Source organism: Pseudomonas sp. NPDC087817, assembly GCF_044742875.1.
Lineage (GTDB): Bacteria > Pseudomonadota > Gammaproteobacteria > Pseudomonadales > Pseudomonadaceae > Aquipseudomonas.
On sequence record NZ_JBIUVJ010000014.1, the window covers coordinates 39039 to 52438 of the forward strand.

A 13400-nucleotide genomic window follows, 5' to 3' on the forward strand; every position below is an offset into this window, starting at 1 on the left:
GTAAGCAGGACTAACAACATGTACAAGCGATACCCGTCGGTACAGTCCATGAGTGCGTTTATCCACGCGGCGCGCAGCGGCAGTTTTTCCAGTGCCGCCCGCAAGCTCGATCTGACCCACAGCGCGATCAGCCAGCAGATCCGCGCACTGGAAGACTTCATTGGCCAGCCGCTGTTCGTGCGTGAAGGTGGCGGCAGCAATCTGACTGACGCCGGGCAGCTGTTTGCCAGCGTGTTGTCCGACGGCCTGGCGCAGATTGATCGGGCCTTGTCCTCGGTGAAAAACCGCAGCGTGGCGCAACGCCTGACGCTGGATGTCGATAGCGAACTGGCGCAGAGCTGGCTCAATCCGCGTTTGCCGCAGTTGCTCGATGGGTTGCCGGATTACGAGGTGACGCTGCTGTCGATGCCGCGAAGTGATCGCAGCACATTCGAGCGGGTCGATCTGGCGTTGCGTTATGGCTATGGCGATTGGGACGACTGCGAGATGACGCAGATCTGCGGCGATCGGGTGCTGGCAGTGGCTTCGCCGGCGTTGCTTGAGCGCTATGGTTTACAGGTGCCGTTGAGCCCGGCGCAGATCCTCCAATTGCCGTTGTTGGGGTATACGCGGCGGTCGTGGATTCCGTGGCTGGATGCGGCGGGCATGCCGCCCGTGGAGCCGCCGGCGCGGGTGGTTTTTGATAATGCGGCGAATTTGATTGCGGCCGCCGAAGCGGGTGTCGGTGCTGGATTGGTGCGTGGATTGCTGGCCGCCGATGCATTGCGCAGTGGACGCTTGGTGGCGTTGAACGAGGCGCAGATTGCGGCGCATTACAACCTGTATGCGGTCTGGCCGCATGGGCAGGCTGAGCGGGTGGCGCCGGTGGTTGAAGTGATCAAACAATTGGCCCAGCGTACACAATCCTGACGCCATCGCTGGCAAGCCAGCTCCCACAGTTGCTGTGTTGCGCCGCAGATCGGATTAACACCTCGATCATTGTGGGAGCTGGCTTGCCAGCGATGAGGTCAGCCCCATCACCGCAAAACCATATCGAACGCATATCACCACCGCGCCCAATTAATATTGTACGAACCCCTCCCCCCTTTCCAATACTCGCCCCCAGCAGCCACCCACCCGGGCCGGATGCAAACAGGCGAGGGAATGCGCGTGTCCAGCGCATAGAAATGGCCGATTGCCCGGGACGTGGATGCCGAGAGCCGCAAGGCTCCCTTCCCCGCTATCAGGAGATCGACTTCAATGATCATCGATATCAGCTGCTATCCCACCGATCTGGTGGACCTCGCCTGGAGGCATGACGGTGACCCGTTCACCGGCGAGCGTCTGCTGGAGATGATGGATGGCCCGTACATGGTCAACGGCAAGACTCGCCGCATCGACAAAGCCTTCATCCAGCCGCCGCAAGGCAACACGATTTACACCTGGACCGACGGCGAACTCTCTGGCCGCGAATCCATCGACGCCTACATGGCCTACACCCTGAAAATGGTCCAGACCTACCCGGACCGTTTCATCGGCTGCTTCGTCTACAACCCGCGTTGCGGTGTGCAGAACGGCGTCGAGGCGATCGAGCGCTACGTCAAGGAGCACGGCTTCGGTATGGTCCAGATGCAGGCCAACATGCACGCCTACCGGCCTGATCGTGCGCTCGACTGGGTGCGTCCATGCTTCGAGAAATGCGCCGAACTGGGCATCCCGGTCAAGCTGCACACCGGCGACGGGCCGTACAGCATCCCGTCGGAATGGGTGCCGATGATCAAGGAATTCCCCAACGTCAATTTCATCATGGCCCACTTCGGCGTGCAGACCGGCGGTGTCTACGTGTTCGAACCGATGCAATGGGCGATGGAGTTGCCCAACGTCTACTGCGAGTCCGGCTGGTGCCTGCAATCGCGCATCGTCGAATTCGCCAAGGTCTTGCCGACGCACAAGATCCTCTTTGGCACCGACACCCCGCCGAACGAGCCAGGCATGTGGCTGCGCCTGCTCGAAGTGCTCTGCCATGAGCCGCCACAAGGCCTGAACCTCGACGAGGACACCCTTGAAGACTATCTGGGCAACAACACCGCGCGGATGATCGGCCTCGAACCGACCCCGCCGCCGCGTTCCGTTTCCGAAGCAGAGGCGCAACTCAAGCGTCCCGTCACCACCCAACTGGCCAGGAGCTGAACCGATGATCATCGACACCCATCTGCACCCCACCAACCTGGTCGACGAGGCCTGGCGCCACACCGGCGAACCGTTCACCGGCGAGCGCATGCTCAAGCTGATGGACGGCCCGTACATGATCAACGGCAAACCGCGCCGCATCGACATGGGCTTCATCCAGCCACCGCCGGGCAACACCGGTTATCGCGACGGCAACCGCCGCGGCCGCGAGGGCGTGCGCGACTACATGTCGTACATCGCCGAACTCTGCGTGAAATACCCGGACCGTTTCATCGGCAACTTCAACTTCAACCCGCGCTGGGGACCGGAAAACGGTGCGGCGGAGCTGGAATTCCACATCAAGGAATACGGCTTCAAGATGCTCAAGCTGCACGCCAACATGCACGGCTATCGCCCGGATCGCGCACTGGACTGGCTGCGTCCGGCGATGAAAGTCTGCGCCAAATACAACATCGTCGTGCTGATCCACACCGGCGACGGCCCGTACACGATTCCGACGATGTTCTACCCGATCATCCGCGAGTTCCCGATGGTCAATTTCATCATCGGCCACTTCGGTATCCAGACCGGCGGCAACTACTCGTTCGAAGCGTTCTGGATGGCCATGGACACGCCGAACGTGTACTGCGAATCGGGCTGGTGCTTCCAGTCGCGGATCGTCGAATTCGCCAAGGAACTGCCGCGCAACAAGATCGTGTTCGGCACCGACTCACCACCGAACGAACCGGGGATGTGGCTGCGCGAACTTGAGGTGTTGTGCTCGCCGGCACCGCAGGGGTTGGGGATTGATGAGGATCATCTCGAGGACTACCTGGGCAACAACATAGCCCGGCTGTGCGGGATCGAACCGACACCACCACCTAAAGACCTCGCGGAGGCGGATATTCGCCTGACCACCACATACTTGTAGCTACACACAACCCAATGTGGGAATGGAGTTTCCTGTGGTGAGGGGATTTATCCCCGATGGGCTGCGCAGCGGCCCCAAAACCTGCGACCGCGTTGTATCAGGCATATCGCGTTTACTGGTTTTACGACTGCTTCGCAGCCGATCGGGGATAAATCCCCTCGCCACAAAGGCCCTCCCACAAGGTAACAGCGCAACACACAGCGACTTTACAGGCACGAAGATGACCCGGCGTTCGTTCGACCGGCAGGCCAACGGCTGCTCGATCGAACGCCCTCTCACCCCTGCGTGCCTGCTTTTTACGAGGTGAAACCATGACCCGTTCGACGCTCGGCGACTCCCAAGACTTTCACGCTTTCATCGACGCCTATCGCCGTGAGTTTCCGGACGATGTGCTGACCATCACCCAACCGATTTCCGCCGATCAGGACGTCACCGCCCTGGTCGATGCCCTCGCCGCTCAGGGCCGCGATCCGCTGCTGATCTGCGAAAACGTCGGCGACCTGAAAGTGCCGGTGGCGACCAACCTGTTCGCCTCCCGCACTCGCATCGCCCGACTGTTCGGCGTCACCCCGGCGCAACTGCACGAAACCTTCCAGAGCCGCGCCAACCAGCCGATCCCGCCACGTTATGTGGACACCGGCCCGATCCTCGATGAAGTGTTCGAAGGCGAGGCGCTGGACCTGGCGCTGCTGCCGATGCTCAAGCATTTCGACAGTGACCGGGGGCCTTACATCACCAACGCGATCATCATTGCCGAAGACCCGCTCACCGGCATCGCCAACATGAGCTACCACCGCTCAATGCGCCATGCCCGTCAGGCCCTCGCCACCAGCCTGCACTCGCGCGGCCACCTGTGGCGGATGCTGCAGACCGCCCGCGAACGCGGCGAAGAATTGCGCGTGGCGATGGTGGTGGGTGCGCACCCACTGTTCATGCTTGCCGCTGCAGCGCGTTTGCCCTACGGCAGTGATGAACGGGCAGTGGCGGGCGGACTGTTCGGCGCGCCGCTGGAGCTGGTGAAAACTCCACGCTACGGCATCGGTGTCCCGGCTTACGCCGAGTTTGTGCTCGAAGGTGCAATTGACCCGGCGGCGTATGCCGAGGAAGGTCCGTTCGGTGAGTTCAGCGGTTACTCCTCGGACCGCTCGACCAACAACGTGCTGCGTGTCGACACTCTGCTGCGGCGCAAAGATGCGTGGTTGGTGGACGTGATGGGGGGCCGTTACGCCGAACACCTGACTCTCGCCCGTCTGCCCCGTGAAGCGGAAATGAGCGAGAAGCTCAAGGCGCGCTTCCCCGCCGTCACCACCGTGCATTACCCGAACTCCGGCACGCATTTTCATTGCTACGTGGCGCTGGATCAGAGTCGCGACGGCGAAGCGCGGCAGATCATGCTGGCGCTGCTCGGCTGGGACCCGTACCTGAAAACCGTGATCGCGGTGGACAGCGATATCGACATCAGCGATGACAGCCAGGTGTTGTGGGCACTGGCCACGCACTTCCAGCCGCACCTGGATATTTTCACCATCGACGGTTTGCCCGGCAGCCCACTGGATCCGTCGTCCTCGGTCAACGGCACCACCTCACGCATGGGCCTGGACGCTACACGCGGTTCGGCTTTTGACGGGATCAAGGCGCAGCTCGATCAGGATGTCCTCGAACGCGCCCGGGTGTTGCTCAGAGGTCTTGAGTCGTGAACCGCCAACGGATGGTGGTCGGCATCAGCGGCGCGTCCGGCTTCATCTACGGCGTGCGCCTGCTGCAGTTGCTCAATGAGCTGAACATCGAAAGCCACCTGATCATCAGCCGCGCCGCGCTGCTGACGATGGCCCACGAAACCGACTACAAACTCGCCGACGTCACCGCGCTGGCCAGCCACTACCACCGCGCCGACGATGTCGCCGCCGGGATCGCCAGCGGTTCGTTCCGCTGTCTGGGCATGGTCGTGGCGCCGTGCTCGATGCGGACGCTGGCGGAGATTGCCACGGGCACCTCATCGGGACTGATCGGCCGCGCCGCCGACGTCACCCTCAAGGAGCGCCGCACCCTGGTGCTGATGGCCCGCGAGACACCACTGACCCTCGCCCACCTGCGCAACATGACCGCCGTCACCGAAATGGGCGGAATCATCGCCCCGCCGGTGCCGGCCTTCTACGCCCGCCCGGAAAGCCTTGCGCAGATGGTCGACCACAGCCTTGGTCGGGTGCTCGACCTGTTCGGCCTGGATGCGGGCGTCGCCACACGCTGGAGAGAAAACCCCGGCCCCTGTGGGAGCTGGCTTGCCAGCGATAGCAATAGGTCAGTCGGCATCACTGGTGAATGACACACCGCCATCGCTGGCAAGCCAGCTCCCACAGAAAGCGTCATCACTCATTTCATCGTGCACCGGTAAATCATCAAGGAGCCTCAAATGAATACTCCCTTCAACGCCCCAACCCCGAATACCAAAATCCCCGTGACCATCCTCACCGGTTTCCTCGGTGCCGGTAAAACCACCCTGCTCAATTACATCCTCAAGGAAAACCACGGACGCAAGATCGCCGTGATCGAAAATGAATTCGGCGAGGTCGGCATCGACGGTGATCTGGTGCTCAGCTCCGAAACCGAAGAAATCTACGAGATGGTCAATGGCTGCGTGTGCTGCACCGCCGAGGTTCGCGAGGACCTGGTGCGCATCGTCCGCGAACTGGTGGCGCGCCCGGTGCGCCTTGATCACATCCTCATCGAAACCAGCGGCCTGGCAGACCCGTACCCGGTGGCGCAAAGCTTTTTCATCAACGACCCGATTGCCGAGGAAGTCGAACTCGACGCCATCGTGACCATGGTCGACGCCAAACATATCGCTCAGCATCTTGAGGATCTGCAACTGGACGGCGTCGACAATCAGGCGGTGGATCAGATTGTTTGCGCCGACCGCATCGTCATCAACAAGGTCGATCTGGTCAGCAGCGACGAGGTGGAAGCCCTGCGCGGCAAGATCCGGGGCTTGAACGCCACAGCGGATCTGGTGACCTCGACCCATGCGCAAATCGATCTGAGCAAGATCCTCGGAATCGGCGCCTTCGAGTGCACGCAAAAACTGATGGAAATCGGCGCGGACCAGCACGATCACGATCAGCATGGCCATGACCATCACGCAGAGCACTCTATTGAAGAGCAGGATCACCAACACGACCCAAGCGTGTCATCGGTGGGCATCGCCGTGGACGGCGCGGTCAACCTGATGGCGTTCCATCGCTGGATCAGCGAACTGCGTTCATCCCAGGCCGACAACCTGTACCGCATGAAAGGCGTGCTGGCGGTGGCCAACGAAGACCAGCGCTACGTGCTGCAAGGCGTGCACAGCCTGGTGGAGTTCCGCGCCTCGACCGCGTGGGGCAGTGAGCCGCGCTCAAGCAAGATCGTATTCATCGGCCGCGACCTGGATCGCGCGGCCCTGAACCAGGGCTTTGCCGCCTGCCTGGCAGGCTGAAACAAGGCATCGGAGCCGGTGGATGGCGGTTCCGGGCACGAATGACTGATGCCAGGTCGGATGAACAACACCAGACCTGTGGGAGCTGGCTTGCCAGCGATTGCGGACTGTCAGTTGATGAATTGGTGACTGATCTACCGCCATCGCTGGCAAGCCAGCTCCCACAGGGATCTTCGGTGTTCCCAAGTCAGAGGCATCAGACGAATACCCCTCTCAACCGCATAAAAACAGCCAGAGGTGTTTCCCCATGTCGTCAGCCACTCCCTCCTCCGCCGTGCACCCCGTCGACCGGATTTTGCCGGTGCGACAAATGCTCACCCTCGGCCTGCAACACATGGCCGTCTCATACATCGGCGCCATCGCCGTGCCGTTGATTGTCGCCAGTGCCTTGAAAATGTCCCACGCCGACACCGTGGTGCTGATCAGCACAACGCTGTTCTGTTCCGGCATTGCCACCATCCTGCAAACCGTCGGCTTCTGGAAATTCGGCGTACGCCTGCCGATTCTGCAAGGCGTGGCCTTCAGCAGCGTGGGACCTGTGATCGCCATCGGCAGCAACCCGGAGGTGGGATTTGCCGGGGTCTGCGGGGCGGTGATCGGTGCCGGGATTTTCACCATGCTGATGGCGCCGTTCGTGGGCCGATTGCGGCGATTCTTCCCGCCCGTGGTCACCGGTTGCATCGTCACTGTGATCGGCTTGCAACTGTTCCCGATAGCCTATGAATGGGTCGGTGGCGGTCGCAACGCCAGCAACTTCGGCGCGCCGGCGTTTCTCGGCGTAGCGGTGGTGGTGTTGCTGACCATTCTGCTGGTCAACCGTTATGGCAGTCCTTTGCTGCGCAACATGGCGGTGTTGATCGGCATGCTGATCGGCGCCGGTCTGGCGTACGGCTTGGGTATGGGCAGTTTTCACAGCGTCGAAGAAGCGCCGTGGCTGACCGTGCCCTACCCGTTCTATTTCGGATTGCCGACCTTCAGCCTGATCCCTATCGCGACCATGGTGGTGGTAATGATCGTGCAGATGGTCGAATCAATGGGCTTGTTCGTGGCCATCGGCGACATCGTCGAAAAACCGGTGGAAGACAAACAGGTGATCAACGGCCTGCGCGCCAATGGTCTGGCCAGCACTATCGCCGGAATGTTCGCCGCGTTCCCGTTTATTGCCTTCATGGAAAACGTCGGCCTGGTGATCCTGACCGGCGTGCGCAGCCGCTGGGTGGTCGCGGTCAGCGGCTTGCTGATGTGCTCGATTGCCCTGGTGCCGAAGGCCGGGGCGATCATCGCCTCGATGCCGACTGCCGCACTGGGCGGCGCCGGGATCGCCATGTTCGGCGTGGTCGCGGCGGCGGGGATTCAGACCCTCGCCAAGGTCGATTACGAGCGCAATCGCTACAACGTGCTGATCGTCGGTTTCACCATCGCCGCCGCGCTGGTGCCGGTGCTCGCGCCGACCCTGTTCAAACAATTACCCGAGTGGTCGCAGCCGTTTCTGCACAGCAGCGTGGTCATCGCCTGCCTGGTGTCGGTGCTGCTCAACGCCGCGCTGAATGGCGTCAGCGTGCCGGAAACCACCGCCAGCAAATCCGCCTCGCACATTCTCTGAACTGGAGCCTGCCATGACTCAACTGCAAAACATCCTGATCAAAAACCCGGTCGCGGTGATGACCGGCCTGCGCGGCCCGCGTGCCCGAGCGGGTGCCGTAGACATCCGCGTGGTCAACGGGCGCATCGCCGAAATGGCCGCCCACCTGGAATCACAACCCGGTGAGCGGGTGCTCGATGCGCGCAACAGCGTGGTCTACCCGGGCTGGATCAACACCCACCATCACCTATTCCAGAACCTGCTCAAAGCCGTGCCCGAAGGTCTGAATCAGGACCTGCAAGGCTGGCTGGCGAGCGTGCCCTACCCGCGTCTTAATCGCTTCACACCACAACTGGCGCGGATCGCCGCACGGCTGGGCATGGTCGAGTTGTTGCTGTCCGGCGTGACGACTTGCGCCGATCACCACTACCTCTACCACGCCCACGGCAGCACCGAGACCGGCGATTTGCTGTTCGATCTGGCCGACGAGTTCGGCCTGCGCTTCGTACTCTGCCGGGGTGGTGCGCTGGAGTCGGCGAGCGCGCATCCGGGCTTCTCGAAAACCGCACTACAACCGGAAAGCCTCGAGCAGATGGTCGGCGATATCGAGCGGCTGAAATCGCGGTATCACCAGGACACCCCGGATGCGCTGCGCCGCGTCGTGGTCGCGCCGACCACGCCAACCTTCTCGCTGCCGCCGACCCTGCTGCGCGAACTCGCTCATACCGCGCGCGGCCTCGGCTTGCGCCTGCACACACACTTGTCCGAAACGCAAAACTACGTGAATTTCTGCCGGGAAAAGTACAACTGCCTGCCGGTGGAGTTCGTCGCCGAACACGAATGGCTCGGCCCTGACGTCTGGTTCGCCCACGCCGTGCATTTGCAACCGAGTGAAATCCGCATGCTCGCCCAGACCGGCACCGGCATCGCCCACTGCCCGGTGAGCAATGCACGCTTGGGCAGCGGTGTCGCGCCTGTGCCGCAAATGTACGAGGCCGGCGTGCCGATTTCCCTCGGCGTCGACGGCGTGGCCTCCAACGAATCCGGGAGCATGGTCGGCGAAGCCAACACCGCGTGGCTGATCCACCGCGCCGAACAAGGCGCCTCGGCAACGACCGCGGAAGATGTGATCCATTGGGGCACAGCGGGCGGCGCGCAGGTATTGGGACTCGGCGCCGTCGGCACGCTGGAAGTTGGCCAAGCGGCCGATCTGGTGATCTACAGCCTCGACCATCCACGGTTCTACGGATTCCACGACAGCGCCGTCGCCCCGGTGGTGGCGGGCGAACCGATCACGGTGAAATACAGTCTGGTCGGCGGTCGGGTCGTCGTGGATAACGGCGTGATACCCGGCCTGGACATCGAGCGCATGCGCGCCGAAGCGTGGGAAGGCGTGCAGGAAATGATGAAGGTCGACGACTGATCCCCATTCGATGAGTAACCCTGTGGGAGCTGGCTTGCCAGCTCCCACAAAGTCCTGGGCATTAGCGGCTTCCCGGTTTGTCGACTAAGGTTAATACCTCATCGGATTGAGCCCCTGCCCGCAACACCGGGCTCTTCATCAAGGAGAGACTGATGACGTCCCGCCGCAACATCGAACAGACTTATCGCACCTGGTCCAGCCCTATCCTGCTGGAGCTGAAAAAACGCGAGCACCAAATGAAACCCGTCGAGCGTCAGGCGCTGGAAAACGTATTGGTGGAAAGAAGGTTGCTGGACGTTGGCAATCCGGACGGTGCTGAGCGCCGCAAAGGCCCGGCCACGCAAAACGACTAGGGGCACTGATCCCGCGTTTGAATCCTTGATCCAGCGTCTGGATTGCTGCACCATCCCGCAGCTTTTCCACGGGACGCAAGGGACGCGACATCAATGAAACGACGCCAGGAATTCCTCGGTGAAAGCCAGTACGAGCACTTTCTCAAAGAACATGATGAAGTCATCGAGTTCTTCAAGATCCACCGATTCAAATCCGACTCCGATGCCGAAGAAGCGTCGCAGCGCGCCCGCTACTTCCAGACGCTCGCACTCGACAGGTTGATCGTAACCTACACCGCTGGTGCGCCCGTCGAGTCTTTGATTCCCCTGCTTGAAGACCTGCTCGACAAGTACGAAGTGCGCCAGCAAACGCTCGCTGACTATGAGCAATCACCAACGATCTCTCCGCTGGCCATCGATGACTGGCCGGACCAGTACGAAGAAGCGGTTCAAGTGATGGGACTGTGCGTTCTCCTGCACCGCCATGATTTGCTCGCGCGTTTCGTCAAACTGATCGACCAGGCGGGTTACGCCGGTGACGACACGCTCTATGAAGATCTGCTGAAGAAGGTGCTGCCTGACCGTCACGATATTGATGAGTGGTACCACGACGTCTATACGCCCCTTATTCAAGCGGTTTACGTCGATACGCCCGAAGAGGCGTCGTCCCGGCTGCAACAGTACTGCGAAGGATGGTACGGCGCCTTTGAACACGCCCCGTGGCACGACACGCACTTGCAGGGTGAAGAAGGCTGTTATGTCGGTTATTGGGCGTTTGAAGCCGCTGCCATCGCGTTTTTGTACGGCATTGATGACAGCAGGATCGATCACATGGTTTATCCCAGGGATCTGGTCCAATACGCGCGGCGCTCAGCAACATGTGAACACTGATGAACAAGAACAAACAGTTTCTCAGCGACTTCCGATACAAGGACTTTCTGGCCTACAGCGTAGAGACCAGAGAGTTCTGGGAGCACCACACCTTTGAGTCAGACTCTGCCGAACAGGAAGCCTCTCTGCGAGCGAGCCATTTCAGAAGCGTGGCCTTTAAAAAGCTGTTGATCTCCTACACCGCGGGTGTCGAATTCGTTGCGCTGCAACCCCTTCTCGAAGAGTTGATCTCGCTATACGAAGTGCGCCAGCAAAAACTGGCAATCAGTGAACAGATAGTCGATATCTCGCCTCTGGCCATCGATACCTGGCTTGATCAATATGAGGAGTGCCTTCAGGTAGTCAGCCTGTGCGTACTACTGCATCGAACCGACCTCTTAAAGCGCTTTATCCGTCTTATCGACAATGCCGGCTACAAGGGCGAAGACGCGCTTTACGAAGATCTGCTGTGCAAGGTAGTCGAGGACAGAGAAGACATCGATGAGTGGTTTCACGACGTCTACACCCCGTTGATACAGGCGATTCACGCGGATGACAGGCAAGAGGCTGCCGACTTGTTGGCGACCTATTGCGAGCAATGGTATGGCGCCTTCACCCACGCGCCCTGGTACGACTCTCACCTGGACGGCGACGAAGGAAGTTATGTCGGTTACTGGGCGTTTGAAGCCGCTGCCATCGCGTTTTTGTACGGCATCGATGACAGCACGGTCGATCACATGGTTTATCCCAGGGATCTTGTCGAGTACGCACGAAATAGTTGAGGCCGTGCGTCGTTGTTCTTAAAGGAGGTCGCTGCTAGGTCAATCGAGCAATCCGGCGCGCTTGAGCAAATCACCCAGACCCTTCGGCACCAGAGGCGCCTGCTCGCTGAAGCTTGAGCGGTCATGCCAGCGCGCAGTAAAGGGTGCACCGTCGCTTTCATGGCCAATGATCTGCGCCTGCGCGTACACGCCGGAGTCGGCAAACCTGGCGTCGTAGACCTGCACAATCTCGTGTCCGGGTTTGCCGTTGTAGATGAACAGGCTTTCCAGTGTGCCGAGCAGGCGCACGTCCGTCATGGACAGACCCAACTCTTCCTGCACTTCGCGCACGATGGTTTCGGCGCTGGTTTCGCCGAATTCGATACCGCCGCCGATGGGACGAAAGCAGGTCTGCTGGCTGACCGGGTCACGAAACTCGTTGACCAGAATTTTGCCGTTGTGATGAAAAACGCAAAGCGCGAGGGCGCGGATCCGTTGTTCGGTCATGGGTGACGTCCATTTCGAGGTGTGAAGGCGCGGCATTTAAACACGATTCGCGCGGCACACCCCGGACATCATCTTGTGGCCGTATCTCAGACCGGAGAAATCGTCGCGAGCAGTCCAATCAGAATGGTCAGTGTCAGGAAGCCACCCAGGAAAATCGCCATTTTGTTCATGTTGCTCTCCTCAATGCTGAGCTTGCGGTGCACTGGACACTTCGGAATGAAGGTTTGTCGTGAGTGACCGAACTGCCGGGGCATTTTGATCCTGCATCTGAACCGATGACAGAGGCAGATTGAAACGAAAAAAGCGTATCAGATGAAATCTGATCTGTAGGGTGATATTCAGTAGCGACATTAAGTTTGCCCTGACAGCGCTTTGATCTAGAGTCGAAGAACAACAAAAATCCAGAGGTGCAAATGACTGACCTGAACCTGCGGCCCAATGTCGCCGAATCCCTGAACCGCTGGCACGAAATGATCCGTACCGGCGACTTGAGCGCCCTGCCCGCGCTGCTTGATGCCAACGCCGTGTTCCGCTCGCCCATGGCACACACGCCTTATCCGGGCGCCCCGGTGGTTTCGATGATTCTCAACACGGTGTTCGAAGTGTTTGAGGATTTCAGATATCACCGTGAGCTTTCGACCGCTGATGGGCTGAATGTGATTCTGGAGTTCAGTGCCAAGATAGGTTCGAAGGAGCTCAAAGGCATCGACATGATTCGCTTTGATGAGCGAGGCAAGATCGTCGAATTCGAGGTGATGGTGCGTCCCCTCAGCGGCCTGCAAGCCTTGGGTGAACAAATGGGCCAGCGCCTCGGTGCCTACTTGGCAAAAACCAGATCCTGACTCCGCACCTACAGGATTTTCGCCACAAAAAAGCCCACTGACCGTCGCCGGTTCAGTGGGCTTTGTGTGTCAGGCGTCTGGTTACAGAGCCATGTCACGTGCAGCGTTTTCCTTCGGAGCTTCAGCTTTTTCAGCCGCAGGTGCAGCCGGAGCAGCAGCCTGACCGATCACTGGAGGTGTCGGCAGTTCGAGGATCTTGGCGGTATAAGCCCACTCTGCAGCCACTTTGGCTGGATCGCTGTTCAGCTGGGTGCCGTAGCTTGGAACGATCTGGTGCAGCTTGGCTTGCCATTCTGGGGTCGCGACTTTGTCTTTGAAGACTTTCTGCAGCACGCTCAGCATGATCGGAGCAGCGGTCGACGCGCCTGGCGATGCGCCCAGCAGGCCGGCGATGGAGCCGTCTTGAGCAGCAACGATTTCGGTACCCAGTTTCAGCACGCCGCCGGCGGCTTCATCACGCTTGATGATTTGCACGCGCTGGCCGGCTTGCCACAGGCGCCAGTCTTCGGCTTTGGCGTTCGGGAAGTATTCC

General features: G+C 60.3%; 15 protein-coding genes. 12 read left to right on the forward strand and 3 right to left on the reverse strand.

The genetic code is table 11. The features are described 5' to 3' along the window. Positions 1-18 precede the first annotated feature (18 nt). The 11 genes from ACIONG_RS12985 to ACIONG_RS13035 all read left to right on the forward strand — a co-directional run bounded on the left by ACIONG_RS12985 (position 19) and on the right by ACIONG_RS13035 (position 11540). The gene (locus ACIONG_RS12985; protein WP_401299866.1) at positions 19-909 is read left to right on the forward strand and encodes a LysR substrate-binding domain-containing protein; all 891 of its coding nucleotides are present in this window, start codon (positions 19-21) and stop codon (positions 907-909) included. 330 nt (positions 910-1239) lie between these two features. Further along, positions 1240-2169: an amidohydrolase family protein gene (locus ACIONG_RS12990; RefSeq protein WP_401299869.1), complete on the forward strand. Its 930-nt coding sequence runs from the start codon at positions 1240-1242 to the stop codon at positions 2167-2169. Between the two features lie 4 nt (positions 2170-2173). Then, positions 2174-3079 carry an amidohydrolase family protein gene (locus ACIONG_RS12995; RefSeq protein ID WP_064390555.1) on the forward strand — a complete coding sequence of 302 codons (906 nt, stop codon included), beginning with the start codon at positions 2174-2176 and terminating at the stop codon, positions 3077-3079. A gap of 311 nt (positions 3080-3390) precedes the next feature. Further along, complete coding sequence (locus ACIONG_RS13000) at positions 3391-4776, forward strand: UbiD family decarboxylase (protein ID WP_401299872.1); 1386 nt, start codon at positions 3391-3393, stop codon at positions 4774-4776. A gap of 11 nt (positions 4777-4787) precedes the next feature. Beyond that, the gene (locus tag ACIONG_RS13005; protein ID WP_177431383.1) at positions 4788-5402 is read left to right on the forward strand and encodes a UbiX family flavin prenyltransferase; all 615 of its coding nucleotides are present in this window, start codon (positions 4788-4790) and stop codon (positions 5400-5402) included. An 87-nt stretch (positions 5403-5489) separates the two neighbouring features. Next, positions 5490-6551 (forward strand): CobW family GTP-binding protein, encoded by a 1062-nt coding sequence (locus ACIONG_RS13010; protein WP_401299875.1) that lies wholly within the window; start codon positions 5490-5492, stop codon positions 6549-6551. 247 nt (positions 6552-6798) lie between these two features. Continuing rightward, complete coding sequence (locus ACIONG_RS13015; protein WP_103303309.1) at positions 6799-8154, forward strand: nucleobase:cation symporter-2 family protein; 1356 nt, start codon at positions 6799-6801, stop codon at positions 8152-8154. Positions 8155-8167: 13 nt separating this feature from the next. Then, positions 8168-9556: an amidohydrolase family protein gene (locus ACIONG_RS13020; protein ID WP_401299878.1), complete on the forward strand. Its 1389-nt coding sequence runs from the start codon at positions 8168-8170 to the stop codon at positions 9554-9556. A gap of 152 nt (positions 9557-9708) precedes the next feature. Next, entirely contained in the window at positions 9709-9909 is a 201-nt protein-coding gene (locus tag ACIONG_RS13025) for a hypothetical protein (protein ID WP_401299881.1), read from the forward strand. A 93-nt stretch (positions 9910-10002) separates the two neighbouring features. Next, the gene (locus ACIONG_RS13030; RefSeq protein ID WP_401299884.1) at positions 10003-10779 is read left to right on the forward strand and encodes a PoNe immunity protein domain-containing protein; all 777 of its coding nucleotides are present in this window, start codon (positions 10003-10005) and stop codon (positions 10777-10779) included. Continuing rightward, positions 10779-11540: a PoNe immunity protein domain-containing protein gene (locus tag ACIONG_RS13035; RefSeq protein ID WP_401299887.1), complete on the forward strand. Its 762-nt coding sequence runs from the start codon at positions 10779-10781 to the stop codon at positions 11538-11540. The genes ACIONG_RS13030 and ACIONG_RS13035 overlap by 1 nt, the downstream gene beginning before the upstream one ends. 39 nt (positions 11541-11579) lie before the next feature. Here ACIONG_RS13035 and ACIONG_RS13040 read toward each other — a convergent pair whose 3' ends face one another. Continuing rightward, positions 11580-12026 carry an NUDIX hydrolase gene (locus ACIONG_RS13040; protein WP_401299890.1) on the reverse strand — a complete coding sequence of 149 codons (447 nt, stop codon included), beginning with the start codon at positions 12024-12026 and terminating at the stop codon, positions 11580-11582. 86 nt (positions 12027-12112) lie between these two features. Next, positions 12113-12280 (reverse strand): hypothetical protein, encoded by a 168-nt coding sequence (locus ACIONG_RS13045; RefSeq protein ID WP_177431377.1) that lies wholly within the window; start codon positions 12278-12280, stop codon positions 12113-12115. A gap of 159 nt (positions 12281-12439) precedes the next feature. On the opposite strand from ACIONG_RS13045, the gene ACIONG_RS13050 reads away from it, so the two are divergent. Further along, the gene (locus tag ACIONG_RS13050) at positions 12440-12868 is read left to right on the forward strand and encodes a nuclear transport factor 2 family protein (RefSeq protein ID WP_103303303.1); all 429 of its coding nucleotides are present in this window, start codon (positions 12440-12442) and stop codon (positions 12866-12868) included. An 81-nt stretch (positions 12869-12949) separates the two neighbouring features. Here ACIONG_RS13050 and ACIONG_RS13055 read toward each other — a convergent pair. Next, positions 12950-13400: malate:quinone oxidoreductase (locus ACIONG_RS13055; RefSeq protein WP_401299895.1), on the reverse strand; the 451-nt coding region annotated here is incomplete at its 5' end.